Below are 23,902 nucleotides of genomic sequence, written 5' to 3' on the forward strand. Positions count from 1 at the left end.
GAAACGTGTCGGCAGTTGCACTTTCGCGTCCTAGGCGGCCGCCTTGCGGGGGCGTCCCCGTGGTCGTTTGAAGCTCAGGACCGAACCACGGTCGAAGATCTCGCCGCCCCACACGCCCCACGGTTCGGCCCGTTCCAGCGCGGCCGCCAGACATTGGCGGCGCACCGGGCAGTCGACGCACAGCGACTTGGCGCGCTCGAGATCGGCCGGGGCTTCGGCGAACCAGAGATCGGGATCGCCGGCGTGACACGGCAAATCCGGCCTGGGGGCTGTCGGTGCCGACATGTCTACCACCTACTTCCTGGTCTGGGTTGCTGTCCTTAGCGGTGATCCGGACCAGGTCGAAAAGTGTCTACCCGACAACTATGGCCACGGATCCTTGACTTCGGGGTCCGTGGCCATCTGGGTGAAAACCGGGGCTGGTACTTACCTTGCCTGCGGTGGGCCCCCGACTCCTACGGACGCGTCGGTCGCGGCGGCGGCGCGATGCTTACGCGCGGCCGCCGACACGGCGGCGTGTGCGGCATGGGCGATACCCGCGGACAGGTCGGGGCTCGTCACGCCTACACCGAACGCGTCGCTGATCATCGTGGCCACCCTCCTTCCGCCGTGCCGATTCCGTAGTGCGCAGTTGCGGTATCGAGGGTAAACGGTCACCGTCGCCGTCACAACCGATTTTGTACCTGCGGGTTTACCGGTCAGCGACCGCGAACCAGCTCCAGCACGTCGGGACCGTACTGTTCGAGCTTGCGCGCGCCGATGCCGGGAATCGCGATCAGCGCCTCGTCGTCGTCGGGCCGCAGCTCGGCGATGGCGATCAAGGTGTTGTCGGTGAAGACGACGTAGGCGGGCACCTTCTGTTCCTTCGCGACGTCGAGCCGCCACGCCTTGAGCCGCAGTAACAGGTCCTCGTCGATGTCGGCCGCGCACGTCTCGCAGCGGCGCAGCATGACGGCCGCCGGAGTGGTCAGGTTGTTGTTGCAGATCCGGCAGCGGGTCACGGTGGCGCGGTTGCGCCGAGACTTGTTCGGCCCCGGCTCGGCCCGCGCCTGGGGTGCGATGCCGTTGAGGAACCGCGACGGCTTGCGGCCCTGGCGCCCGCCCGGGCTACGGGCCAGCGCCCAGCTGAGCGCCAAATGCGTTCGGGCCCTGGTGATTCCGACGTAAAGCAGGCGGCGCTCCTCCTCGACCGCCTCGCTTTCGGCGCCGTGCGCCAGGGCGTGCGAAATGGGCAGCGTGCCGTCGGCCAACCCGACCAGAAACACCGCGTCCCACTCGAGTCCCTTGGCGGCGTGCAGCGACGCCAGCGCGACGCCCTGCACCACCGGCGGGTGCCGGGCGTCGGCGCGCATCCGAAGCTCCGCCAGCAGCCCCGGGAAGTCCAGCTGCGGGCGTTGCGCCACTTCGTCGTCCACCAGTTCAGCCAGCGCGCTCAGGGCTTCCCAGCGCTCGCGGGCCCGGGTGCCGACCGGTTCCTGGGCCGTCAGCCCCAACGGTTCCAACACCGCGCGCACGACGTCCGGCAGGGGCGCGTCGGCACCATCCTCAGCGCCGCGCTCGGCGGCGCGTTGCAGCGCCAGCAGGGCCTGTTTGATCTCCTGGCGATTGAAGAATCCCTCGCCGCCGCGGATCTGGTAGGCGATGCCCGCCTCGGTCAACGCCTCCTCGTAGATCTCCGACTGCGCGTTGACCCGATACAGCACGGCGATCTCGGACGGCGGGGTGCCCGATTCGATCAGCCGCGCGATCGACACCGCGACCGCGGCGGCCTCGGCCGGTTCGTCGGGATGCTCGTGAAACGTCGGCGCCGGGCCCGGTGCGCGCTGGCCCACCAGGTGCAGCTTGCTGCCGGCGACCCGCCCGCGCGCCGCGGCGATCACCTGGTTGGCCAGCGACACCACCTGGGGGGTGGACCGATAGTCACGCTCCAGGCGCACGACGGTGGCATCGGGGAAGCGGCGGGAGAAGTCGAGCAGGAACCGCGGCGACGCCCCGGTGAACGAGTAGATGGTCTGGTTGGCATCGCCCACCACCGTCAGGTCGTCGCGGTCGCCCAACCAGGCCGTCAGCACCCGCTGCTGCAACGGCGTGACGTCCTGGTATTCGTCGACCACGAAGCAGCGGTAGCGGTCACGGAACTCCTCGGCCACCGCCGGGTCGTTTTCGATCCCGGCCGCGGTGTGCAGCAGCAGGTCGTCGAAATCGAGCAGGGTGACGTGTTCGCCGCGGGCTTTGAGGGCCTCGTAGGCGGCGTAGACACCGGCGATCTGGGCGGCGTCCAGGGGGATGTCCCGCCCCGCGGCGGCGACCGCGGCGGGGTATTCCTCGGGACCGATCAGCGACGCCTTGGCCCACTCGATCTCGCCCGCCAGGTCGCGCACGTCGTCGGTGCCGGCATTGAGCCGGATGCGGCCGGCCGCCCGGGCCACCACGGCGAACTTGCTGTCCAGCAGCTGCCAGCCCGTGTCACCGACCACCCGCGGCCAGAAGTACCGCAGCTGCCGGTGGGCGGCGGCGTGAAAGGTCAGGGCCGAGACCCCGCCGACCGCCGGTCCCGTGCCCGCCGCGGCGTCGATCGCCCGCAACCGGGAGCGCATCTCCCCCGCCGCCCGCTGGGTGAACGTGACCGCCAGCACCTGGCCGGCGGCGACATGACCGCCGGCGACCAGCTGGGCGATCCGGTGAGTGATGGTGCGGGTCTTGCCCGTTCCGGCGCCCGCCAGCACACAGACCGGGCCGCGCGGAGCCAGCACGGCCTCGCGCTGCTCGTCGTCCAGCCCGGCTGTCAGTGGATCGGCGACCGTCGGCATGGCGTCCATAGTGGCTTCCCATACTGACAAGTCGCCGACGAAGGCGATGCATCGCCACGCCCGAATCGGATGCCCTGGCGTGTCGCGCCGGCGAGTCGCATCCCACTCCTCCGCATCCCGCCGCGCGGAATGCATCGTCGCCGGGCTACGTTATCGGGCTATGACGACCACTGCCCCGCTCACCGTCTACACCACCTCCTGGTGCGGCTACTGCCATCGGCTCATGACGGTGCTCAAGTCCAACGGAATTCCGTACGAGGCGGTCGACATCGAGCACGACGCGGCGGCGGCTGACTTCGTCAGCTCGGTCAACGGCGGCAACCGAACGGTCCCGACGGTGAAGTTCGCCGACGGGTCGACGCTGACCAACCCGAGCGCGGCCCAGGTGAAGGCGAAGCTGGCCGAGACCGGCAACTGAACGTCACCGTCCGGCGCCCGGGTCAGTCGATCGCGGCCCAGGATTCGATGATCACCCGAGCGATCGAAATCGACCCGGGCAGTAGGAGTTTGGACTCCGAGGAACTCGACCAATCCCCGGCCGCCAGGGCCTCGCGCACCTCATCGCGGGTGAACCACGCCGCCTCGGCGATCTCGCCGTCGTTGAACGAGAAATCCTGCGCCGGATCGCCGACGGCGTGGAAGCCGACCATCAGCGAGCGCGGGAACGGCCACGGCTGACTGCCCAGGTAGCGCACGTCGCGCACGGTCAGCCCGATCTCCTCGCGGATCTCCCGAGCCACACATCCCTCGAATGACTCACCGGCCTCGACGAATCCGGCCAGCAGCGAGAACATCCGCTCCGGCCACACCGGCTGGCGTGCCAGCACCGCGCGGTCGCCGCCGTCGTGCACCAGACAAATCACCGCCGGGTCGATGCGCGGGAACTCCTCTTGCCCGGTGACCGGGTTGACGCGTGACCAGCCCGCCCGTGCCGGGCGTGTCGGTGCGCCGTCGACCGAGCTGAACCGCGACTTCTCATGCCAATTCAGCAGCGCCACAGCCGATGACATCAGCTGGCCGCTGGTGTCGTCGAAGATCGGGCCGAGGCTGCGCAGGTTCACCACCTCGGTATGCGTGTCGGGATCCTCCGGGGCTTGCAGGGCGCCGCGGATCGCCCACACGTGGCGGCCGTCCTCGAGGCGCCCCAGAAACACCGCCTCCGACGGCGGCTTGTCGCCCAGCTCGGCGGCGGCGCCCAGCACCACGCGACCGTCGGCGACCAGCACCTGATTGCGCGAGTCCACCCGCAGCAGCGCCGCCCCGGCCCAGCCCGCGGTGGCCGCTTCGACGTCGGTGCGCAGCTGATCGGCTCGGTCGGCGCCGACGCGCGACAGCAACGGGACGCTGCGCAGCTGAAAGTCCGCGATCGCCATCAGTGCCCGACGCTTCGGATGTAGAGCAGCCGGTCGTTGGCCTCGACGGCGTCCACCTCCGGGGCATCGATGCGCCACAGGTGGCCGTCGCGCACCACGCCGAGCACGATGTCGCGCAAATGCCGCGGCGAGCCGCCGACTTCGCTCTGCTCAACCTCGCGCTCGGCGATCGCCAGGCCGGCGTCGGGGGTCAGCAGGTCCTCGATCATCTCCACGACGCTGGGCGTCGTGGTGGCCAGCCCGAGGAGGCGACCGGCGGTCGCCGACGAGACCACCACCGAGTCCGCGCCCGACTGCTGCAGCAGGTGCTGGTTTTCGGTCTCGCGGATCGAGGCGACGATCTTCGCCTTGGGCGCGATCTCGCGCGCCGTCAGCGTCGCCAGCACCGCGGTGTCGTCGCGGCTGGCGGCGACGATGATGGACGCGGCGTGCTGGGCCCCGGCCAGCCGCAGCACATCGGCCTTGGTGGCGTCGCCGTGCACGGTGACCAGGCCGGCGCTCTCGGCGTGCTCGAGCGTGCTGCGGTCGGTGTCGACGACGACGACCTCCGTCTGGATCGTTTCGTCGCCGAGGATGGCGGCGACCGCCGTTTTCCCCTTGGTGCCATAGCCGATCACGATGGTGTGGTTGCGCACTCTGCTCCTCCAACGCTGAATCTTCCACCCTTGGCGAGACCGCTCGGAGAGCACTTCGAGCGTGGTGCCGACCAGCACGGCCAGGAACGCGATCCGCAGCGTGGTGAAGATCAGGGTGTGCACCAGGCGCGCGGTTTCGGTGTACGGCGTGATGTCGCCATAGCCGGTCGTCGACAGCGAAACCGCCGAGAAATACAGGCAGTCCAAAAAAGTCAGCGGCTCGTTGCGCACATCGCGGAAACCGTCGCGGTCCAGGTAGACGATGACGGCCGCGCCGAACAGCACCACCAGGGCGATGGCCAGGCGGCGGGTGATGACGCGGATGGGACTGGCGTGCTCCTCGGGGATGCGCACCACGCTGATCAGCTGGTGACCGCGCTGGGCGGTCAGCGCTTCATCCAGACCGCTCAGCTTTCGCGACCTACCGTTGCCCACGGCGGCCCGTCATCGGCTTGATTTCCGCGCACGAGACACGCACGCGTCTTATGTAACCACGGGCACCACCTCCCCCATACTCGGGCGGCGCGGGTCACACCGGAGGCCGCCCGGATCGCTCAGCAATCCGGCCACCTCGGCGGCACCCGGCAGTTCGTCGGGGACGACGGTGGTGCGGGCGCGCACGTAGTAGAAGGCGGTGCGCACCGACGATTCCGGGACCCCGGCCAGCGCCGCCCAGGCCATCCGGTACACCGCAAGCTGGACGGCGGCCTGGCGCAGCGCCTCCGGGCCGCGCGGCGGTTCACCGGTCTTCCAGTCCACCACGGTCGCGCCGCCATCGGGGTCGGCGAACACCGCGTCGATGCGCCCGCGGACCAGGGTGTCACCGATCGGCATCTCGAACGGCACCTCGACGGCGACGGGAGTCCTTGCGGCCCACGGTGATTCGGTGAACGCTGCTTGCAGTTGCGACAATTCGGCGGTGTCGCCGACGTCGGAGTCCGCGGCCCCCGGCAGATCGCCGAGATCGAACAGGCATTCGGCGCCGTAGAACTTCTGGACCCAGGCGTGAAACGCGTTGCCCAGCAGCGCATGCGGGTCCGGCCGCGACGGCAGCCGATGCCTCAACCGCTGCGCGGCGCCCGCCGGGTCGCGCGCCAGGCCCACCAGGGAGCTGACCGACAACTGCCCGGGCAGCTGCCGGCTCGGCGGCTCGGTCAGCCGCGCACGTTCGGCCAGCAAGGCGTCGACGTCGGCGGCCCAGCCGTCGACGTCGGCGCACGGCTGGGCGGGCCCGGCGGCCAGCGCCCGGCTCACCAGCGCCGCGCCGCGCTCGACCTCGTTGCGCCGCACGGCCAGCGGGTCGGCGGGCCACACCGCTTCGATAACGTTGTCGCGTAGCGGGTTTCGCTCGCCGCCGGCGGGCGGCGGCGCCCAGTGCTCCACGGTTCCGCAGGGGTCGCCGGCCGCGGCCGCGCCGTCGATGACGTCCTTGATCTCCACCAGGAAGTCCGACGGGCCACGCGGCTTGATCCCGGTGGCGCCCCACTGGTGTCCCGATAGCAGCAGCGTGTCCTCGGCCCGGGTGATGGCGACATACAGCAATCGGCGCTCCTCGTCGACTCGCCGCTGATCGAGCTGGCGGCGGTGCTCGGAGATCTTGTCCGACAGTTGTTTTCGGTTGGTGACGTCCGAGGTGTCGAGCACCGGGATGCCCAGCGCGCCCGCGGCGGCGCGGTCGCCGCGCAGCAGCGGCGGCAGCTCCGCCGCGTCTGTGAGCCAGGTGCTCTTGGACGCGGTCGACGGGAACGTCCCGCCCGACAGGTGTGCGACCGCCACAACCTGCCATTCCAGCCCCTTCGCGGAGTGCACGGTGAGCACCTGGACGCGGTCGCGCGCGGCGGCCAAGGGGGCTGGCGCCAAACCGTTCTCGACCGTCTCGGCGGCATCCAGAAACGCCAGCAGGCCGGCCACCGAGGCGGTCGCGGACGCGTCCAGTCGCGTGGCCGCGCCGTCGGCGCGCTCGGCGTAACCGGCGACGACGTCGGCGAACGCGTCAAGGTGCTCGGTGCCGGCCCAGCCCGCTGCCACCCCCGCCGCCGCCCGGACTTCGCAGTCGACGCCCAGCACGCGGCGCACCTCGGCCACCAGGTCGGCGAGGGGATGGCCGAGGTGGGCGCGCAGGGCGTTCAGCTCGGCGGCCAGCGCGGTGATGCGCTGATATCCCGCCGCCGAATACGAGCCCGCCGGACCCGGATCGGCGATCGCGTCGGCCAGGCAGACGGTGTCGGCGTCGACGTGGGAGGGGCCGGCGGCGCGCGCGATCGCCTCGGGCGAGGGCGGCGCGGCGTCCGCCGCGCTTCCGCCGAACGCGCGCGCTCGCTGCCACAGCGCGGCGATGTCGCGGGCGCCGAGGCGCCAGCGCGCGCCGGTGAGCACCCGCATCGCCGCCGCGCCGGCCGTCGGGTCGGCGACCAGCCGCAGCATGGCCACCACCTCGGCGACCTCGGGAACCGACAGCAGCCCGGCCAGCCCGACGACCTCGACGGGAATGCCGCGCGCCCGCAACGCGTCGGCTATCGGCGCGGCGTCGGCGTTGCGCCGCACCAACACCGCGGCCGTCGGCGGGCTCACGCCGTCGGCCCGGGCCCGCCGGTAGTGGGCCTCGAGGTGGTCGGCGATCCACTCGCGTTCGGCCACCACGTCGGGCAGCAAGGCGCAGCGGACGGTGCCGGGCGGGGCGTCGGGGCGCGGGCGCAGCGCGTGCACGGCCACCGATCGCCGTCGCGCTTCGGCGGATACGGCGTTGGCGACCCGCAGGGTCCGCGGCGGATTGCGCCAGCTGGTCCGCAATTCCAGCACGGGCGCGGGGCTGCCGTCGGAGCGGGGAAAGTCGGTGGTGAACCGGGGCAGGTTGGTCGCCGAGGCCCCGCGCCAGCCGTAGATGGACTGGATGGGGTCGCCGACGGCCGTCAGCGCCAACCCGTCGTCGACCCCGCCGCCGAACAGGGCCGACAGCGCGATGCGCTGGGCGTGGCCGGTGTCCTGATACTCGTCGAGCAGCACCACCCGGTAGCGGGCGCGCAGGTCCTCGCCGACCTGGGGGAAGCTCGCCGCCAGCCGCGCCGCCGACGCCATCTGCATCCCGAAATCCATCACCTTCGCGGCGTGCATGCGCTCGTTGAGCGCATCCAGCAGTGGCACCAACTCCGCGCGCTCGGTCTGGGTGCCCAACAGCCGCAGCAACCACTGGCTGGGCCCGCGCTCCCGCTGATAGGGACCAGCGGGCAGGGCATGGACGAGCCGCTCCAGCTCCACGTGGGTGTCGCGCAGCTGGCCGGTGTCGACGAGGTGTTCGGCCAGCTGCCCCCACAGCCGCAACACCATCGAAGTGACCGCGGAAGGGGTCTTGTCGGTGTGCAGCTCGCCGCGGTACCCGTTGACGACGTCGAAAGCCAGCTGCCACAGCTCGGTTTCGCTGAGCAACCGGGTGTCGGGCTCGACGGGCAGCAGCAGCCCGTAGTCGCGCAGCAACGAGCCTGCGAACGCGTGGTAGGTGCTGATCACCGGCGCGCCCTCGGGCTCGGCGGCATTGCCGGCGGGGCCCGTCGCGCCCAGGCCGACGCCGGCCAACCGGGCCAGCCTGGACCGGACCCGGCGCAGCAGCTGGCCGGCGGCCTTGCGGGTGAACGTCAGCCCCAGCACCTGCGCGGGTTCGGCGTAGCCGTTGGCGATCAGCCACACCACCCGCGCGGCCATCGTCTCGGTCTTACCGGCGCCGGCACCGGCGATGACGACCAGCGGCCCCGGCGGCGCGGCGATGACCGCGGACTGTTCCTCGGTCGGCGGGAAAAGGCCTAGCGCACAAGCCAATTCACTCGGGCTGTAGCGGGCCTTCATCGGGCCGCCCCGTCGGTGTGCGCCGGACAGCACGGCCGGATGGGGCAGTGCGTGCACCCGTCGTTGCGCCGCGCGACGAACTGCGGGCCGGCCGTCGCGTCCGCCGCTCGCCGGATGACCTGTCGCCATTCGTCGCCGCCGGCCGCCGTGAGCGGGTCCTGTTCCCGTTCGACGGCCCCCGCCGCACCGGTCTTGCCGACGTAAACCAGCCGCGCCCCACCGGGTTCCACAGTGTCGCCGCCGGAGACCACCAGGCCTTCGGCCACCGCCAGCTGATACATCGCCAGCTGGGCGTGTTGTTGGGCGTCGTCCTTGCTGACCGGGGACTTGCCGGTCTTGACGTCGACGATCACCAGCCGGCCGGCGGCGTCGCGCTCCAGCCGGTCGACGCGGCCGCGCAACCGAACCTGTTCCCCGTCACCGGTTTCCAGGGTTCCGTCGATCTCGACCTCGACGCCGACCTCGGTGAGCGCGCCGCGGCTCTGGCTTCGCCACTCGATGAACGCCTCGAGCATCGCGCGGTGACGGGCCAGCTCGTTGTGCGAATGCCATTGCGCCTCAATGGGTAGATGCTGCCAGGCGCGCTCCAGCTCGGCCACCAGTTCCGATTCGCTCCGGTGCGGTTCGGCGATCAGCGCGTGCACCACCGAGCCGATGGTGGACCGCAGATCGCGTGGGTTGGTTCCGCCGTGCCGTTCGGCCAGCCAGCGCAGCGGGCAGTCGGTCAGTGTCTGCAGGGTCGACGGGGTCAGCGTGACGACGCCGTCACCGCCCCCCAGCGGTTCACCGGTGCTCACCGGGGTCAGGCCGTGCCAGCCGACCGGATCGGCGCCGGGCACCCCGGCTTTGGCCAACCGGGCCAATTGTGTTGCCGCGCAATCGCGGGCGAGCTCGTCCACCGCCCCGTCAGGGGCGCAGACCACGCCACGCAGGCGGCCCACCAGCGCGGCCGCCGACAGCACTCGCGGCGCCGAAACAGGTTGCAGCGCAGCCCCATCCACGTCCTCGTCGGCCCACTGCGCGATGTCGTAGAAGAACGGCGACGGCAGCGTGGCCGCGTGGTCCGCCCCGCCGGTGTCGCTGTCGACGGCCGTCACCAGCAGTCGCCGGCGGGCCCGGCCCATCGCCGCCACCAGCAACCGGCGCTCCTCGGCCACCAGGGGCGCGCGCAACGAGGCGTCCGCGGTGACCCCGTCCAGCTCGTCGAGCAGCCGCTGGGTGGCCAGCACACCGCCGCGCGGAACGGTGTTGGGCCACAACCCATCCTGCAATCCGGCGATGACCACGAAATCCCATTCGTGTCCCAGCGCGGCGTGCGCGCTGAGCACCCTGACCTGCTCGGCCGTGGCAATTGGCTCGGGGCCGGCGCTCGGCAGCTGCAGCGCGGCGACGTGCTCGACCAGGCCGCGCAACGACGCGCCCGAGGTGCGCGACACGTAGTCGTCGGTGATGTCGAACAACGCGGTCACCGACTCGAGATCCCTGGCGGCCTGGGCGGCCCCGGGGCCACCGCGCTCGCTGACCGACAGCCAGCGGCGCTGCAGCCCCGACCGGTGCCAGGCGGCCCACAGGGTGTAGCGCGGGTCTTGACCGGCGTCGTGGCACCGCGCGGCCGCATCCAGCACCGCGCGGACCTTGCGCAGCGAACGGAACTGCGGACCCGGCGGCACGGCGCCCGACAGCGCCTCGACCACCAGCTCGGCGAAATCGCCCGGCGGGCGATCGGGGTTGGCGCGCTGCAGTGTTCGGCGCAGCTGGCGCAGCGACACCGGGTCGACCCGACCGATGGGGCCGGTCAGCAACGCCAGCGCGCGCGCTCCGTCCAGCCCGTCGGCGGCGGCCGACAGCACGGTCAGCAACGCGCGCACCGCCGGCTCCTCGGCCAACGGCCCGATGGTGGCGGCCGCGGCCACCGGCACCGCGGCGGCGGCCAGCGCGCGCGGCAACCGCGTGCCGGCCCGCGGCACCGACCGCACGATGACCGCCATCTGCGACCAGGGCACACCGTCGACGAGGTGCGCCCGTCGCAGCGCGTCGGCGATCGCCGCCGCCTCGGCGTGCGCCGAGGCGGCCAGCCGCACCGTGACCGACCCCTCCCCCGCCCCGGCGCCGTCGATCCGGCGGCCGGCGGCGCCGCCGGGCAACCGGGCGGCGATGCCGCTGACGGCGCGGGCCACGGCGGGCGCGCAGCGATGCGACGTCGTCAACGTCACCGTCGGGGCGTCGCCGTTGAGCAGCCCGGCCGGTTCGCCGCCCCGGAAGCCGAACACCGCCTGGTTGGGGTCACCGGCGACCAGCGCCAGCTCCGCGCCCGCCGCCAGCACGCGAACCAGGCGCGCCGCCTGAGGGTCGAGCTGTTGGGCGTCGTCGACCAGCAGGACGCGGATCCGGCCGCGTTCGGACGCCAGCAGCTCGGGATCGACGGCGAACGCCTCGAGCGCCGCGCCCACCAATTCGGCGGCGCCCAGCGCGGGGGCCTTTGCCTCCGGCGCCGCCGTGCCGACCGCCGCGCGCAGCAACATCACCTGTTCGTACTGGCGCGCGAACTGACCGGCGGCCGTCCATTCCGGCCGGCGGCAACGACGGCCCAGCCGCTCCAGTTCCTGGGGCTCGACACCGCGTTCGGCACAGCGGGCCAACAGGTTTCGCAGTTCGGTGGCGAACCCCGCGGTGCTCAGCGCCGGCCGCAGCTGCGCCGGCCATGCGGCGGCCGCGCGTGGCCCGTCGTCGAGGTCTCCGGCCAGCAGTTCCCGGATGATGGCGTCCTGTTCGGCGCTGGTGACCAGCCGCGGGGGGGCATCACCGGCGCGCTCGGCGGCACGCCGCAAGACCGCGTAGGCGTACCCGTGCACGGTCCGCACCAGCGGTTCGCTGACGGCGACCCGGCCCGGACCGCTCGGTCGCGAGCGCAGCAACGCCGTCGTCAACGCGCTGCGCTCGGCCATCCCGAGCCGACCGGAACCCGTAAGCAGCAGAACCGATTCCGGGGCCATCCCGGCGTCGATCTGGGCGACCGCGGCGTCGACCAGCAGGCTGCTCTTCCCGGTGCCGGGGCCGCCCAACACGCGAACGAAACCACGCGCACCGGGCGCCAGCAGAGCGCTCGCGTCGGCCTGCCACGTGTATGCCATGGCTGCATGCAATCACCAGGGTGTGACAAGTGGACCCGGCCGGCGCCGACCCGGCCTCGTACCCTGGAAGCCGGAGCAGCGCGAAGAATGGTCTCGACGCACGGAAGGAGGGGTGAAAGACCATGACGGACGACGAACACGGCTTTCCCACCGACGAGGCGCCCGAAGGCGACGCGGTGGAGCAACTGCGGCCCGCCGATTCCGACGACGAGGCCGGCCTGGACACCGATTACGTGAGCGCCCGGGACCGCGAAGCCAACGAAGCCGACGTGATCGAGCAGGCCTACGTGGTGTCCGCGGACGACGATCGGGACGACGATCGCTGAGGACCGACCCCTGAGGACCGCCCGCGACGCGGCTGGCACCATCGACGGGTGACCGCTGAGTTGTACGTCCACCGCTACGGCCCGCCAGGCCCGGCGCGGATATTGGCGCTGCACGGGTTGACGGGGCACGGGCAGCGTTGGCAGCAGCTTTCGGGCTTGCTGCCCGAGATCGGGCTGGCCGCACCGGATCTGCTCGGCCACGGCCGGTCCTCGTGGGCGGCGCCGTGGACCATCGACGCCAACATCTCCGCACTGGCCGCCCTCCTCGACGACCAGGCGGGCACGCCCGTGGTGGTGGTCGGCCACTCGTTCGGCGCAGGCCTCGCCATGCACCTGGCCGCGGCCCGCCCGAACCGGGTGGCGGGGCTGCTGCTGCTGGATCCGGCGATCGGATTGGACGGCGCGTGGATGCGCGACATCGCCGAGGCCATGTTGTCCTCGCCCGACTATCCGGACGCGGAGGAAGCGCGCATGGAAAAGGTGCACGGCTCGTGGTCGGATGTCGAGCCCGCACTGCTCGACGCCGAGCTCGACGAGCATCTGATCGCGCTGCCCAACGGCCGCTATGGCTGGCGCATCAGCCTGCCCGCGATGATGGCGTACTGGAGCGAGCTCGCCCGCGACGCCGTGCTGCCCCCGGCGCAGACGCCGACGATCCTGGTGCGCGCCAAGCGAACATCGCCGCCCTACGTCACCGACGAACTCGTCGCGGGCCTTGCGCAGCGGCTGGGATCGCGTTTCCGGCTACTGGATTTCGACTGCAACCACATGGTGCCCTACGCCAAGCCCGACGAAGTCGCCGCGCTGGCCCGCGAGTTGCTGGAAGCCCGCTGACCGTGGCGCCGGTGACCGACGATCAAGTCGAGCGGGTGCGGGCGCTGGTCGCCGCCATCCCGTCCGGCAGGGTGGCCACCTACGGCGACATCGCCTCCGTCGCAGGGCTTTCCAGCCCGCGGATCGTCGGCTGGATCATGCGGACCGACTCCTCGGACCTCCCGTGGCACCGGGTGATCACCGCATCCGGCCGCCCGGCGCGCCACCTGACCACCCGCCAGCTGGAGCTGCTGCGCGCCGAGGGCGTGCTCGCCCACGACGGCAGGATCGCGCTGGGCGAGGTTCGTTACGAATTCCCCGACGGGGTTTAGTGGCGGGACGCCACGCGGCTAGAGCACCAATCGGACCAGCGCCGCGGTGCGGGCCAGCCCGGGGAACGCCTCGGCGGTGGACCGCGGGTGCAGCGCGTGGACCGCAAGGCGAAACATCAACGCCCGCAACAACATCTGCGGCCATTCCGGCAGCGCGTTCCAGCGTTCGATGAGTCCGTCGTCGGCCTCGCCCCAGGACAACGCGTCGATGACGGCCACGCCCGCCGCCCACGACGCGGGCCGCCAGTACGGGGTGATGTCGGTGATGCCCGGCGCCGCGGTGCCCACGAAAAGCACTGTGCCGTAAAGGTCCCCGTGGACCAGCTGGTTGGGACTCTTGGTCGGCTTGCGCAACGTGGCGAGCTGGTTGAGCAGCTCCACCGAGCGCTCGGCGTCCGCGGTCGCCGGGGCCACCCGCGCGCCGGGCGGCACCGAGGCCAGCGGCCGTTCCTCCCACGCCGCGCGGTCGGCGGCGATGAAGATGTCGACGTCCCCCCAGGGCGCCGTGGGGCCCTGGGTCAGAAAGCGGGGGCGCTCCAATTTGCCCGTCGCCTCGTGCAGGCGCACCGCCGCCGAGACGACCTCGTCGTGGCGGGGCTCCGGTGTCCCGGCGACGAAGGTGTCCGCCCGCCACCCGGAAACGACGTAGCGCCCGTCGGTGGAACGGACCGGACGGGCCAGCCGGACCCCGTCGACGAACAACGTCTCGCGGACCCGCGCGGACCACGACGCCCGGGCGTTGTCGGCCACCAGCGACAGGACGACTTCGCCGCACCGCCAGCCGCCCTCCCAGCTGGCGCCCAGATAGACGGGTTTGACGCCGGCCAAGCCGAACGCCGACAGCACATGGTCCGGCGGTGGCTCGACTGTCACACCGGTACTCTAATCGAGTCCAACAGCGGCGAAGCTCAGTACAGGACCATGTCGGGCTGTATCTGCTGCGCCCAGGCCACAATTCCGCCCTGCAGATGCACCGCATCGGCGAATCCCGCCTGCTTCAGCGCCGCCAGCGCCTGCGCCGAGCGCACGCCCGTTTTGCAATACAGCACCGGCATGCGGTCCCGCGGCAGCTTTGCCAGGCCCTCACCGGAGTTGATCGAGGACTGCGGGATCAGCTGCGCCCCGTCGATGTGCACGATGTCGAACTCCACGGGCTCGCGGACGTCGATCAGGGCCAGCTCCTTGCCGGAATCCAGCAGCTCACGCAGCTCCCGCGGGGTGATGGCGGAGTCGCCGTCGCCGCCGGCTGAGGGGCCGGCCACCGCGCCGCACAACTGCTCGTAGTCGACGAGCTCGGTGATCTTCGGCCGCGACGCGTCGGACGGATCCCGGCGAATCGCGATGGTGCGATAGGTCATTTGCAGCGCGTCGTAGATCATCAACCGGCCCAACAGCGATTCGCCGATGCCGGTGATGAGTTTGATCACCTCGGTGCTCATCACCGAGGCGACCGAGGCGCAGACGATGCCCAGCACGCCGCCTTCGGCGCACGACGGAACGGTGCCGGGCGGCGGGGGTTCCGGGTAGAGATCGCGGTAGTTGAGGCCGCGCCCATCCGGCGCATCCTCCCAGCACACCGAGATCTGCCCCTCGAATTGGGAGATCGACCCCCACACGTACGGCTTTTTCGCCAGCACCGCGGCGTCGTTGATCAGGTACCGGGTGGCGAAGTTGTCGGTGCCGTCCACGATCAGGTCGTAGCGGCCGAACAACTCGACGGCGTTCGTCGAGTCCAGGCGCACCTCGTGCAGGCGCACGTCGACGAGCGGGTTGATCGCGGCCATCGACTCCCGCGCCGAGACGGCCTTGGGACGGCCGACGTCGGCCACGCCGTGAATGATCTGGCGGTGCAGGTTCGATTCCTCGACCACGTCGAATTCGACGATGCCGATCGTGCCCACGCCGGCCGCGGCCAGGTAGAGCAAGGTGGGCGCCCCCAGCCCGCCGGCACCGATCACCAGCACCCGGGCGTTCTTGAGCCGCTTCTGCCCGTCGACGCCCAGGCCGGGAATGATCAGGTGGCGGCTGTAGCGCGCCACCTCGTCTCCGGTCAGGTGGTCTGCGGGTGCCACCAGAGGCGGCAACGACGACACGGACACCATCTCCTCGGTTCGGCTTCGCGGTTCGGCTTCTCAAACCATCACAGCAGCCCGCCGGGACGACGGCAACGAGACGCTGCGCGCATCGTAGGGGGGCTGGGCCCGGCTAGGCGATCGGGTACGGCCAGGGGTTGAAGCGGCAGGTCTTCCCGTCGGCCTTGACGGTGTCCGGGTCGAATTGCGCGGCGTCGTTGTTGGACGTGGAGAACGTCTGCTGCATCATCACCGGCGCCAGGGCGCCCTGCTGCTCGCAGGCCTCGTGGTGCAGGTATCCGATGGCGTGGCCCACCTCGTGGTTGATCACGTACTGCCGGTACGAACCGATGTCCCCTTCGAACGGCACGGCGCCGCGCACCCAGCGCGCCTCGTTGATGAAGACCCGGGCCTCGCGGCTGGCGCCGAAAACCGGGTTGTAGCAGGAGGTCTCCAGCCGGAATTCGTAGCCGCACCCCTCCCGCACCGTCACCGGCGACACCAGCGAGATCCGAAAGTCGGGTTTTGCCCCGGCGGCGCCGTCGACCCGGATGAAGGCGAACTGCGGGTTGTGCGTCCAGCCCTTCGGATTGGCGAGCGTCTGGTCGACCATCTGGGCGAATGCTTCGTCGCCGCCGAACATCGTCGGGTCGATGCCGTTCTCCACCTCGACCGTGTACCGGAACACCTTGGCGGTGCCCTGCCCGATCTGGGGCGTCGTCCCCGGCACCACGTGCCACGTCTTGTCGCCCGCTTCGGTGAAGGGGCCGCCGTCCGGCAACGTCCCGGCCGGCAGGTTGGCGTCGAACGCGGCGAGGCCACGCGGCGGCGCGTCGATGATCGTGGTGCCCACCGCGCCGATCGCGGGCGGACTCTCGATGGGCTGACTCGCCGTCGGCTTCGACGCGCCGGCGCCGGTCACCGTCTGATACATGACCACGGCCGTCAGCACCGCCAGCACGGGCAGCGCGTACGCGCGCCAGCCGTAGGTGGAGACGAACCGCCCCAGCCACGTTTGTTTGCGCCACTGCCGCTGCCGCCCACGGTCGGCCCGCGCGCGCCCGGCTTCCGGGGCGGCCAGCGGATCACGCAGCGCCCGCAGCGGTTCGCGCCACTCGTCGCGGAGCATCGGCACGCGACCGGTGCTGCGCGGGGGCCGCTGCGACGTCATTTTCCCAGGATTACACAGCGCACCAGCCGCGCCGACCGTGGCGCGCCCGAATCCCCCGCCCGACACCGCTTCTGCCAGGGCGACAACCGCGATGGCGGCAGGTCCAACCCCGCGGGTAGTAAGGTCTTTTAACGAGCTGCGAGCGGCTGGCCCCGGTGAACCGACGGTCGGCCGCCGACAATCAGATGAGGACTCGATGAGCGAACTCGCCAAGATGCCGGCACGGCGTGCCGTCAGATCGGCCGACCGCGGCCGGCCGGCGGACGGTGCCGGGGCTACCAACCGGCGAGGAAACCGGCTACCCCGCGATGAGCGCCGCGGCCAGCTGCTCATCGTCGCCAGCGACGTCTTCGTCGACCGCGGCTACCACGCGGCCGGCATGGACGAAATCGCCGATCGGGCCGGGGTCAGCAAACCCGTTCTCTACCAACACTTTACGAGCAAGCTCGAGCTGTACCTCGCGGTGCTGGCGCGGCACGTGGAAAACCTGGTCTCCGGCGTTCAGCAGGCGCTGAGCGCCACCAAGGACAACCGCCGGCGGTTGCACGCCGCGGTTCAGGCGTTTTTCGATTTCATCGAGCACGACAGCCAGGGTTACCGGCTGATCTTCGAGAACGACTACGTCACCGAACCCGAGGTGGCCGCCCAGGTGCGCGTGGCGACCGAATCCTGCATCGACGCGGTGTTCGCGTTGATCAGCGAGGATTCCGGGCTGGACCCGCACCGCGCGCGGATGATCGCCGTCGGGCTGGTCGGCATCAGCGTCGACTGCGCCAGGTACTGGCTCGACTCCGACCGCCCGATCTCCAAGGCGGACGCCGTCGAGGGCACCGTCCAGTTCGCCTGGGGCGGACTGTCACACGTGCCGCTGACCCGGTCCTAACGCCCCTTGCCGGCGTGTTTCCCGGCTTCGATTTCGGCACCGATCCCGAAGCCGACCCGTCGCGCGTCGGCGACGCCGATCTCGACGTAGGCGATCTTGGTGGTGTGGATCAGGTAGCGACGGCCCCGCTCGTCGCTCAGTCGCAGCAGACCCGATCCCTCGCTGAGCGCGGCACTGACCAGTTCTTCGACTTCGGCGGGTGTCTGGTCGCTGGCGAGGACCAACTCGCGCGGACTATCCGTGATCCCGATCTTGACCTCCACGGTCACCCCTTCCGTAGGTATATGAAGTCTTGCGCGGGCGGCGACGTCCCAGCCCTGTCAGCAGCAGGCTAGTGGACGCGGCCGACCCCCACCCCGTCGCGTCCCCACACTTCGCGGTCAGCGAAACTTCGGTCGCGCGCCGATAACGATTCGCTTGCAGGTTGTCACACACACCCGCGCGATACCCGATCCGTGCTTTCACATGGCTAACTTCGGCCCCATGGGTACCACATTGCCGCACCTCGACGACCGGATCCGGAGCTACCCGGACGACGACGCTGACGACTGCGACACCGACCCCTACCTGCACGCCGACTACAACTGGACGGGCTGGCCGAGCGACTCGCGCTGGCGGCCCGCGACGGCGATCCTCGGCGCGGTGGTGGCCGTCGGCGCCATCGCCACCGCCGTCATCATCAACAGCGGCGACAGCGCCTCCACCAAGGCCACGCTGGGAGCGCCGGCTCCCCACCCGGTGACCTCAGCGCCCGCGACCACCAAGGCGTCCGCGCCACCGAACCCCTCACGCGTGGCCCAGTTGCCGCCGGAGACCGTGACGACCGTCACCACACCGAGCGCCGCGCCGAGTACCCCGGCGGCCCAAACACCCACGGCCGCACCGCCTCTCGCGCCGCCGCCGCCGACGGCCACGCTGAACCCGCGTACCGTCGTCTACAGCGTGAGCGGGACCAAGCAGCTGCTGGACCTGGTGAACGTCGTCTACACCGACGCGCGCGGCGTCCCGCAGAGCGAGTTCAACGTGTCGCTGCCGTGGTCGAAGGTGGTGGTCCTGAATCCCGGGGTGCAGACCGAATCCGTGGTCGCGACCAGCTTCTACGGCCAGCTCAGCTGCTCGGTCTTCAACGCCGCCGGCCAGCGGGTCATGGCGTCGGCCGCCCCTTCGAACATGGCGACCTGCTCACACTGAGTGACCTGCGGGTCAGCTCAGGCCCAATTCGTGCATGCGGCGGTCGTGCGTCTTCTGCAACCGATCGAAGAACGCGTTGAGCTGGCCCAGCCCGCCGGCGCCCGACATCACCAGGTCGACGAGTTCGTCGTGGTCGGCCAGCAGGTACTGGGCCTGGGTGATCGCCTCGCCGAACAGGCGGCGTGACCACAGCGCCAGCCGGCTGCGCTGTTTGCCGCTGGACGTGACGGCCGCGCGCACCTCGGCGACGACGAACTGCGAGTGCCCGGTCTCCGCCAGCGCCCCCCGCACCACGTCGGCGACCTCGTCGGGCAGCCCGTCGGCGATCTCCAGATACAGATCGGCGGCCAGGGCGTCGCCGACATACGTCTTCACCAAAGCTTCCAGCCACGTGCTGGGCATCGTCAGGCGGTGGTAGTTCTCCAGCGCCGACACGTACTTCGACATCGCCGGCACCACGTCGACGCCGCGGCTTTCCAGCGCGTCGCGCAGCTGCTCATAGTGCTGCATCTCGGCGGCGGCCATGCTCGCCATTGAGATCCGTCCGCGCAGGTCAGGCGCCATCCGCGCCTCGTCGGTGAGCCGGTAGAACGCGGCGATCTCACCGTAGGCCAAGACCGCGAACAACTCGTTGACCCCGGGGTGATCGGCCGACAGTCGTGGGGCAGCCGGTTCGTCCACTTGGTCGGTGGAAGAGGGCTGGTAAGAGGGCCGGGTCATGGCAACACTGTAGTCGGCGGGCTTGGCGCAACATGGGGCCAGCGTTCGACCAGCTATCATGTAGCTAGATGGCGGCTGTATTTGTGCCAATGTTCTTCCCACGCCGCTATCGGCGAAATGTGCGTGCACAGCAGGCCCGCCCGGGCTGGGACCACCCAGACTGAGCCGGAGCCCGCGACTCGGCGACGTATTCGGAGTCGGAACTCGTGCGCGCGTGACCGCGACAGAGAAACACCGACTCAATCCGATACGTCCCGAGAGGCTACCTACCCACGCATGACCACACTGACCAGCACAACTGAACTGACCTTTGCTCAACTCGGCGTCCGCGACGAAGTCGTGCGGGCGCTCTCCGAAAAAGGGATCGAAAGCCCTTTTGCCATCCAGGAGCTGACCCTGCCGCTGGCGCTCGCCGGCGACGATCTGATCGGCCAGGCCCGCACCGGCATGGGCAAGACCTTCGCCTTCGGGGTGCCGCTGCTGCAGCGCATCACGTCCGGCTCCGCCGAGCGGCCCCTCAACGGCACACCGCGCGCGCTGATCGTGGTGCCCACCCGCGAGCTGTGCCTGCAGGTGACCGATGACCTGGCGCTCGCGGCCAAGCATCTGACCGCCGACGGCGGCCGACGGCTCTCGGTGGTTTCTATTTACGGCGGCCGTCCCTACGAGACGCAGATCGAGGCGCTGCGCGCCGGCGCCGACGTCGTGGTGGGCACCCCGGGCCGGCTGCTCGACCTGAGCCAGCAGGGTCACCTGCAGCTCGGTGGGCTCTCGGTGCTGGTGCTCGACGAGGCCGACGAGATGCTCGACCTCGGCTTTTTGCCCGACATCGAGCGCATCCTGCGCCAGATCCCCGTCGCCCGGCAGTCGATGCTGTTCTCCGCGACGATGCCGGACCCGATCATCACGCTGGCCCGCACCTTCATGAACCAGCCCACCCACATCCGGGCGGAGGCGCCGCACTCGGCGGCCACCCACGACACCACCGCCCAGTACGCCTACCGGGCCCACGCCCTGGACAAGGTGGAGCTGGTCAGCCGGATCCTGCAGGCCGAGGGCCGCGGCGCCACGATGATCTTCACCCGCACCAAGCGCACCGCGCAGAAGGTCGCCGACGAGTTGGCCGAGCGCGGTTTCGCGGTGGGCGCCGTCCACGGCGACCTCGGACAGGTGGCGCGCGAGAAGGCGCTCAAGGCTTTCCGGACCGGCGACATCGACGTGCTGGTGGCCACCGACGTGGCCGCCCGCGGCATCGACATCGATGACGTCACCCACGTCATCAACTACCAGATCCCCGAGGACGAGCAGGCCTACGTGCACCGCATCGGTCGCACCGGCCGCGCCGGCAAGACCGGCGTCGCCGTCACCCTGGTGGACTGGGACGAGCTCACCCGCTGGGCGCTGATCGACAAGGCGCTGGGGCTGGACAACCCCGAACCCGCCGAGACCTACTCCAGCTCGCCGCACCTGTACGAGGAGCTGAGCATCCCCGCCGAGGCCGGGGGCACGGTGGGCGCGGCCCGCAAGGCGCAGGGCGCGCGCCGCACCGCCGAGCGCGCGGCCCAGAAGCCGGGACAGAAATCGGAGAAGACCGCGCGCCGGTCCGGGACGCGGCGGCGCACCCGCGGTGGCCAGCCGGTCAGCGGGCACCCGTCGGGCAACGGCGCCGCGAGCAGCAACGGTGAGGCGACCGCGGAAACGCCGGCCGGCTCGCCGCCGGGGAACCCCGGCTCCAGCCGTCGCCGCCGTCGGCGCCGCAAGCCGGCGGAAGCCTCCGCCGCGGCCCCCACCGCGCAAACCAACTAACGCACCGCGCCCCGCATGGTCAGACCCGAGCGCCGGACCAAGCGCGACATCCTGGCCGCCGCGGCCATCGCGGTCGTCGTCGCCGTGGCCGCGGCCCTGATCTGGTGGACCAGCGACGCGCGGGCGACCAGCAGCCGACCGGCCGCCGTCCCGGCACCCAACCCGAGCCCGGCCCGGCAGGTGCCGGCCGGCCTGAAACAGCTGTGGACCGCCGCCAGTCCGGCCACCACCGAGCCGGTCGTGGTGGGCGGCGTGGTCGTCACCGGTGCGGGCGTCCGGATCGACGGGCGCGATGCCGGCACGGGCCAGTCCCGCTGGAGCTACGCCCGCGACACCGCCCTCTGCGGAGTCTCCTGGCTGTACCGCTACGCCGTCGGGGTTTATCGGGACGATCGCGGCTGCGGGCAGGTGAGCACCCTGGACGGCTCCACCGGCCGCCGCGGCCCCGCCCGCAGCGGCTACGCCGACCCGCGGGTGCGGCTCTCCTCCGACGGCATGACGGTGTTGTCGGTAGGCGACACCCACCTGGAGCTGTGGCGCTCGGACATGGTGCGCATGGTGGCCTACGGCGAGACCGACGCCCGGGTGAAGCCGTCGGCGCGGGGCCTGCACTCCGGCTGCAAGCTGATCTCGGCCGCGGCCAGCTCGACCGCCGTCTCGGTGCTGGAGAGCTGCGCGAACCAGGCCGACCTGCGCCTGGTGCTGCTCCGGCCCGGCAAGGACGACGACGAACCCCAACAACACATCGTGGCCGAGCCGGGGATCGCGCCCGATTCGGGCGCCCGGGTGCTGGCCGTCCGGGACAACGCCACCGCGGTGTACCTGCCCGCGCCCCAGCCCCGGATGGACGTGATCGACGAAACCGGCGCCACCGTGGCGAGCACCCTGCTGCCCAAGCCGCCGTCGCGCGCGGCGGCGGTCTCCCACGCCGGCAGCCTGCTGACCTGGTGGACCGGCGATTCGCTGATGGTTTTCGACGTGAACACCCTGGCGCTGCGCTACACCATCGCCGCGGGCGACAAGGCGGCGCCGTTGGGGCCGGGAGTGATGATGGCGGGTCGGCTGCTGGTGCCCGTCACCGGCGCGATCGGCGTCTACGACCCGGTCAGCGGCGTCGGCGAGCGCTACATTCCGGTGGACCGCACGGCGAGTGCCCCGCCACCGGGAGCGGCGGTGATCCCCGCCGTGTCGGGTTCTCGGATCTTCGAGCAGCGCGGCGACACCGTGGTCGCCCTGGGCTGAACGCTCAGGTTGCCGCGGCAGTTCAGCACGCGCCCGGCTCACGCCGCCCGCGGTGGGAACTACACCTCGACGGCGAACGTCGGCAGTGGCTTACCGCTCTTCCAGTGCTTGAGCAGCGCCGCCGCCAGCTCGCCGTAGGCCGACGCGCCCTTGTTCTTGCGGCCCGCCATCACCGACGAACCCGAGGCGCTGGCCTCCGCGAAACGCACCGTGCGCGGAATCGGCGGGGCCAGCACCGGCAGGCTGTAGCGGTCGGCGACGTCGAGCAGCACGTCGCGGGTGTGGGTGGTGCGCGAGTCGTACAGCGTCGGCAAGGCGCCGAGCAGGCGCAGCTCCGGGTTGGTGATCTGCTGGACATCGGCGACGGTGCGCAGGAACTGGCCGACGCCGCGATGCGCGAGCGTCTCGCACTGCAGCGGCACGATGACCTCGTCGGCGGCGGTCAGCCCGTTGAGGGTGAGCACGCCCAGCGACGGCGGGCAGTCGATGATCACCACGTCGAAGTCGTCGCCGAGCTTGGCCAGCGCGCGCTTGAGCGCGTATTCGCGGCCCGCCCGCATCAGCAGCATCGCCTCGGCCCCCGCCAGGTCAATGTTGGCCGGTAGCAGCGCCATTCCCTCCGCCGTCTCGACCAGCGCGGCGTTGGGCTCGACCTCGCCGAGCAACACCTCGTGCACGGACACCGGGAGTTTGTCGGGGTCTTGGCCCAGCGAGAAGGTCAGGCAGCCCTGCGGGTCGAGGTCGACCAGCAGCACCCGCTTCTTCTCCTCCACCATCGCCGCCCCCAGCGAGGCAACGGTGGTCGTCTTGGCGACGCCACCCTTCTGGTTGGCCACCGCCAATACCCGGGTCCTACTCACCAGCCGCCCGCCCCTCCGCATCGCCGCGCGTTCACAGTGCCATCCTGGCATGTTCGTCCACCATGCGCTTGGGCCCAGCGGCCACCGCATGTCGTCCGGCAGAATCATTCGGTATGGGCTTGCACGATCACCGTTTGGTGCTGCTGCGCCACGGCGAGACCGAGTGGTCGAAATCCGGCCAGCACACCGGCCGCACCGAGGTCGAGCTGACCGACGCCGGCCGGGAACAGGCGCAGCTGGCCGGCAGGGCGCTGGGTGAACTGAAACTTGTTGACCCGCTGGTGATCAGCAGCCCGCGGCGACGCTCGCTGGTCACCGCGGAGCTGGCCGGGTTGTCCATCGACGAGGTGACAGAACAGCTCGCGGAGTGGGACTACGGCTCCTATGAGGGCATGACCACCGAACAGATCCGGGAGTCGGTGCCCGACTGGCTGGTGTGGACGCACGGATGCCCCGGCGGTGAGAGCGTCGCGCAGGTCAGCGAGCGGGCCGACGCCGCGGTCACGACGGCGCTGCGGCACATGGAGTCGCGCGACGTGGTCTTCGTCAGCCATGGCCACTTCTCCCGCGCGGTGATCACCCGCTGGGTCGAACTGCCGCTGGTCGAGGGCAGCCGCTTCGGCATGATCACCGCCTCGATCGCGGTCTGCGGGTTCGAGCACGGGGTGCGGCAGTTGCGGGCGCTCGGGTTGACGGGACA

At 71.1% G+C, this 23,902-nt stretch carries 22 protein-coding genes; 9 read left to right on the forward strand and 13 right to left on the reverse strand.

Annotated elements, in window-relative coordinates:
* Positions 1 to 30: 30 nt before the first annotated feature.
* From JF781_RS24535 to JF781_RS24545, 3 genes are all read right to left on the reverse strand, one after another.
* Entirely contained in the window at positions 31 to 285 is a 255-nt protein-coding gene (locus tag JF781_RS24535) for a WhiB family transcriptional regulator (RefSeq protein WP_225330604.1), read from the reverse strand.
* Between the two features lie 141 nt (positions 286 to 426).
* Positions 427 to 588 (reverse strand): hypothetical protein, encoded by a 162-nt coding sequence (locus tag JF781_RS24540; RefSeq protein ID WP_225330603.1) that lies wholly within the window; start codon positions 586 to 588, stop codon positions 427 to 429.
* Between the two features lie 110 nt (positions 589 to 698).
* Complete coding sequence (locus JF781_RS24545; protein ID WP_225330602.1) at positions 699 to 2,810, reverse strand: ATP-dependent DNA helicase UvrD2; 2,112 nt, start codon at positions 2,808 to 2,810, stop codon at positions 699 to 701.
* A 160-nt stretch (positions 2,811 to 2,970) separates the two neighbouring features.
* Between JF781_RS24545 and mrx1 the strand changes: the two genes are divergently transcribed.
* Positions 2,971 to 3,228: a mycoredoxin Mrx1 gene (mrx1, locus tag JF781_RS24550; protein WP_225330601.1), complete on the forward strand. Its 258-nt coding sequence runs from the start codon at positions 2,971 to 2,973 to the stop codon at positions 3,226 to 3,228.
* Between the two features lie 22 nt (positions 3,229 to 3,250).
* Here the strand turns inward: mrx1 and nudC are convergent, their stop codons facing one another.
* From nudC to JF781_RS24570, 4 genes are read right to left on the reverse strand one after another with little or no spacing between them, the layout of a single operon-like run.
* Positions 3,251 to 4,183 (reverse strand): NAD(+) diphosphatase, encoded by a 933-nt coding sequence (gene nudC / locus JF781_RS24555; protein ID WP_225330600.1) that lies wholly within the window; start codon positions 4,181 to 4,183, stop codon positions 3,251 to 3,253.
* A complete protein-coding gene (locus tag JF781_RS24560) occupies positions 4,183 to 5,253 on the reverse strand; it encodes a TrkA family potassium uptake protein (protein ID WP_225330599.1) in 1,071 nt (356 codons plus the stop codon). The genes nudC and JF781_RS24560 overlap by 1 nt, the downstream gene beginning before the upstream one ends.
* A 48-nt stretch (positions 5,254 to 5,301) precedes the next feature.
* Positions 5,302 to 8,655 (reverse strand): ATP-dependent DNA helicase, encoded by a 3,354-nt coding sequence (locus JF781_RS24565; RefSeq protein WP_225341322.1) that lies wholly within the window; start codon positions 8,653 to 8,655, stop codon positions 5,302 to 5,304.
* A complete protein-coding gene (locus JF781_RS24570; RefSeq protein WP_225341320.1) occupies positions 8,652 to 11,786 on the reverse strand; it encodes an ATP-dependent DNA helicase in 3,135 nt (1,044 codons plus the stop codon). Before JF781_RS24570 ends, JF781_RS24565 begins: the two co-directional genes overlap by 4 nt.
* Positions 11,787 to 11,908: 122 nt before the next feature.
* Between JF781_RS24570 and JF781_RS24575 the strand changes: the two genes are divergently transcribed.
* The 3 genes from JF781_RS24575 to JF781_RS24585 are packed head-to-tail and all read left to right on the forward strand — an operon-like array spanning position 11,909 to position 13,257.
* Positions 11,909 to 12,112, forward strand: a complete 204-nt coding sequence (locus JF781_RS24575; protein WP_225329922.1) for a hypothetical protein — start codon at positions 11,909 to 11,911, stop codon at positions 12,110 to 12,112.
* A gap of 48 nt (positions 12,113 to 12,160) precedes the next feature.
* Complete coding sequence (locus tag JF781_RS24580) at positions 12,161 to 12,946, forward strand: alpha/beta fold hydrolase (RefSeq protein ID WP_225329921.1); 786 nt, start codon at positions 12,161 to 12,163, stop codon at positions 12,944 to 12,946.
* A 2-nt stretch (positions 12,947 to 12,948) separates the two neighbouring features.
* Complete coding sequence (locus tag JF781_RS24585) at positions 12,949 to 13,257, forward strand: MGMT family protein (RefSeq protein ID WP_225329920.1); 309 nt, start codon at positions 12,949 to 12,951, stop codon at positions 13,255 to 13,257.
* Between the two features lie 18 nt (positions 13,258 to 13,275).
* Here JF781_RS24585 and JF781_RS24590 read toward each other — a convergent pair whose 3' ends face one another.
* From JF781_RS24590 to JF781_RS24600, 3 genes are all read right to left on the reverse strand, one after another.
* On the reverse strand, positions 13,276 to 14,130 hold the full coding sequence (locus tag JF781_RS24590; protein ID WP_225329919.1) for a TIGR02569 family protein: 855 nt from the start codon (positions 14,128 to 14,130) through the stop codon (positions 13,276 to 13,278).
* A gap of 35 nt (positions 14,131 to 14,165) precedes the next feature.
* The gene (moeZ, locus tag JF781_RS24595; RefSeq protein ID WP_225329918.1) at positions 14,166 to 15,359 is read right to left on the reverse strand and encodes an adenylyltransferase/sulfurtransferase MoeZ; all 1,194 of its coding nucleotides are present in this window, start codon (positions 15,357 to 15,359) and stop codon (positions 14,166 to 14,168) included.
* Positions 15,360 to 15,462: 103 nt separating this feature from the next.
* Complete coding sequence (locus tag JF781_RS24600) at positions 15,463 to 16,500, reverse strand: DUF3152 domain-containing protein (RefSeq protein ID WP_225329917.1); 1,038 nt, start codon at positions 16,498 to 16,500, stop codon at positions 15,463 to 15,465.
* 196 nt (positions 16,501 to 16,696) lie between these two features.
* Here JF781_RS24600 and JF781_RS24605 point away from each other — a divergent pair, with 196 nt between their 5' ends.
* Complete coding sequence (locus tag JF781_RS24605; protein ID WP_225329916.1) at positions 16,697 to 17,383, forward strand: TetR/AcrR family transcriptional regulator; 687 nt, start codon at positions 16,697 to 16,699, stop codon at positions 17,381 to 17,383.
* Here the strand turns inward: JF781_RS24605 and JF781_RS24610 are convergent.
* A complete protein-coding gene (locus JF781_RS24610) occupies positions 17,380 to 17,646 on the reverse strand; it encodes a DUF3107 domain-containing protein (RefSeq protein ID WP_225329915.1) in 267 nt (88 codons plus the stop codon). The two genes, JF781_RS24605 and JF781_RS24610, sit on opposite strands and share 4 nt — an antisense overlap.
* A 220-nt stretch (positions 17,647 to 17,866) precedes the next feature.
* Between JF781_RS24610 and JF781_RS24615 the strand changes: the two genes are divergently transcribed.
* Entirely contained in the window at positions 17,867 to 18,574 is a 708-nt protein-coding gene (locus JF781_RS24615; RefSeq protein WP_225329914.1) for an MmpS family transport accessory protein, read from the forward strand.
* Between the two features lie 12 nt (positions 18,575 to 18,586).
* On the opposite strand, the gene JF781_RS24620 is transcribed toward JF781_RS24615, so the two are convergent.
* A complete protein-coding gene (locus tag JF781_RS24620; protein ID WP_225329913.1) occupies positions 18,587 to 19,294 on the reverse strand; it encodes a ferritin-like fold-containing protein in 708 nt (235 codons plus the stop codon).
* A 276-nt stretch (positions 19,295 to 19,570) separates the two neighbouring features.
* Between JF781_RS24620 and JF781_RS24625 the strand changes: the two genes are divergently transcribed.
* Together JF781_RS24625 and JF781_RS24630 are read left to right on the forward strand one after the other, a co-directional pair.
* Entirely contained in the window at positions 19,571 to 21,100 is a 1,530-nt protein-coding gene (locus JF781_RS24625; RefSeq protein ID WP_225329912.1) for a DEAD/DEAH box helicase, read from the forward strand.
* A gap of 15 nt (positions 21,101 to 21,115) precedes the next feature.
* Positions 21,116 to 22,342 (forward strand): hypothetical protein, encoded by a 1,227-nt coding sequence (locus JF781_RS24630; RefSeq protein ID WP_225329911.1) that lies wholly within the window; start codon positions 21,116 to 21,118, stop codon positions 22,340 to 22,342.
* A 59-nt stretch (positions 22,343 to 22,401) separates the two neighbouring features.
* On the opposite strand, the gene JF781_RS24635 is transcribed toward JF781_RS24630, so the two are convergent.
* Positions 22,402 to 23,202 (reverse strand): ParA family protein, encoded by an 801-nt coding sequence (locus JF781_RS24635; protein WP_225329910.1) that lies wholly within the window; start codon positions 23,200 to 23,202, stop codon positions 22,402 to 22,404.
* Positions 23,203 to 23,315: 113 nt separating this feature from the next.
* Here JF781_RS24635 and JF781_RS24640 point away from each other — a divergent pair.
* A partial coding sequence (locus JF781_RS24640; RefSeq protein ID WP_225341321.1) for an acid phosphatase occupies positions 23,316 to 23,902 on the forward strand: 587 nt, incomplete at its 3' end.

The sequence above is a fragment of the Mycobacterium sp. WUMAC-067 genome (genome assembly GCF_020217485.1).
In the GTDB taxonomy this organism is placed as follows: domain Bacteria; phylum Actinomycetota; class Actinomycetes; order Mycobacteriales; family Mycobacteriaceae; genus Mycobacterium.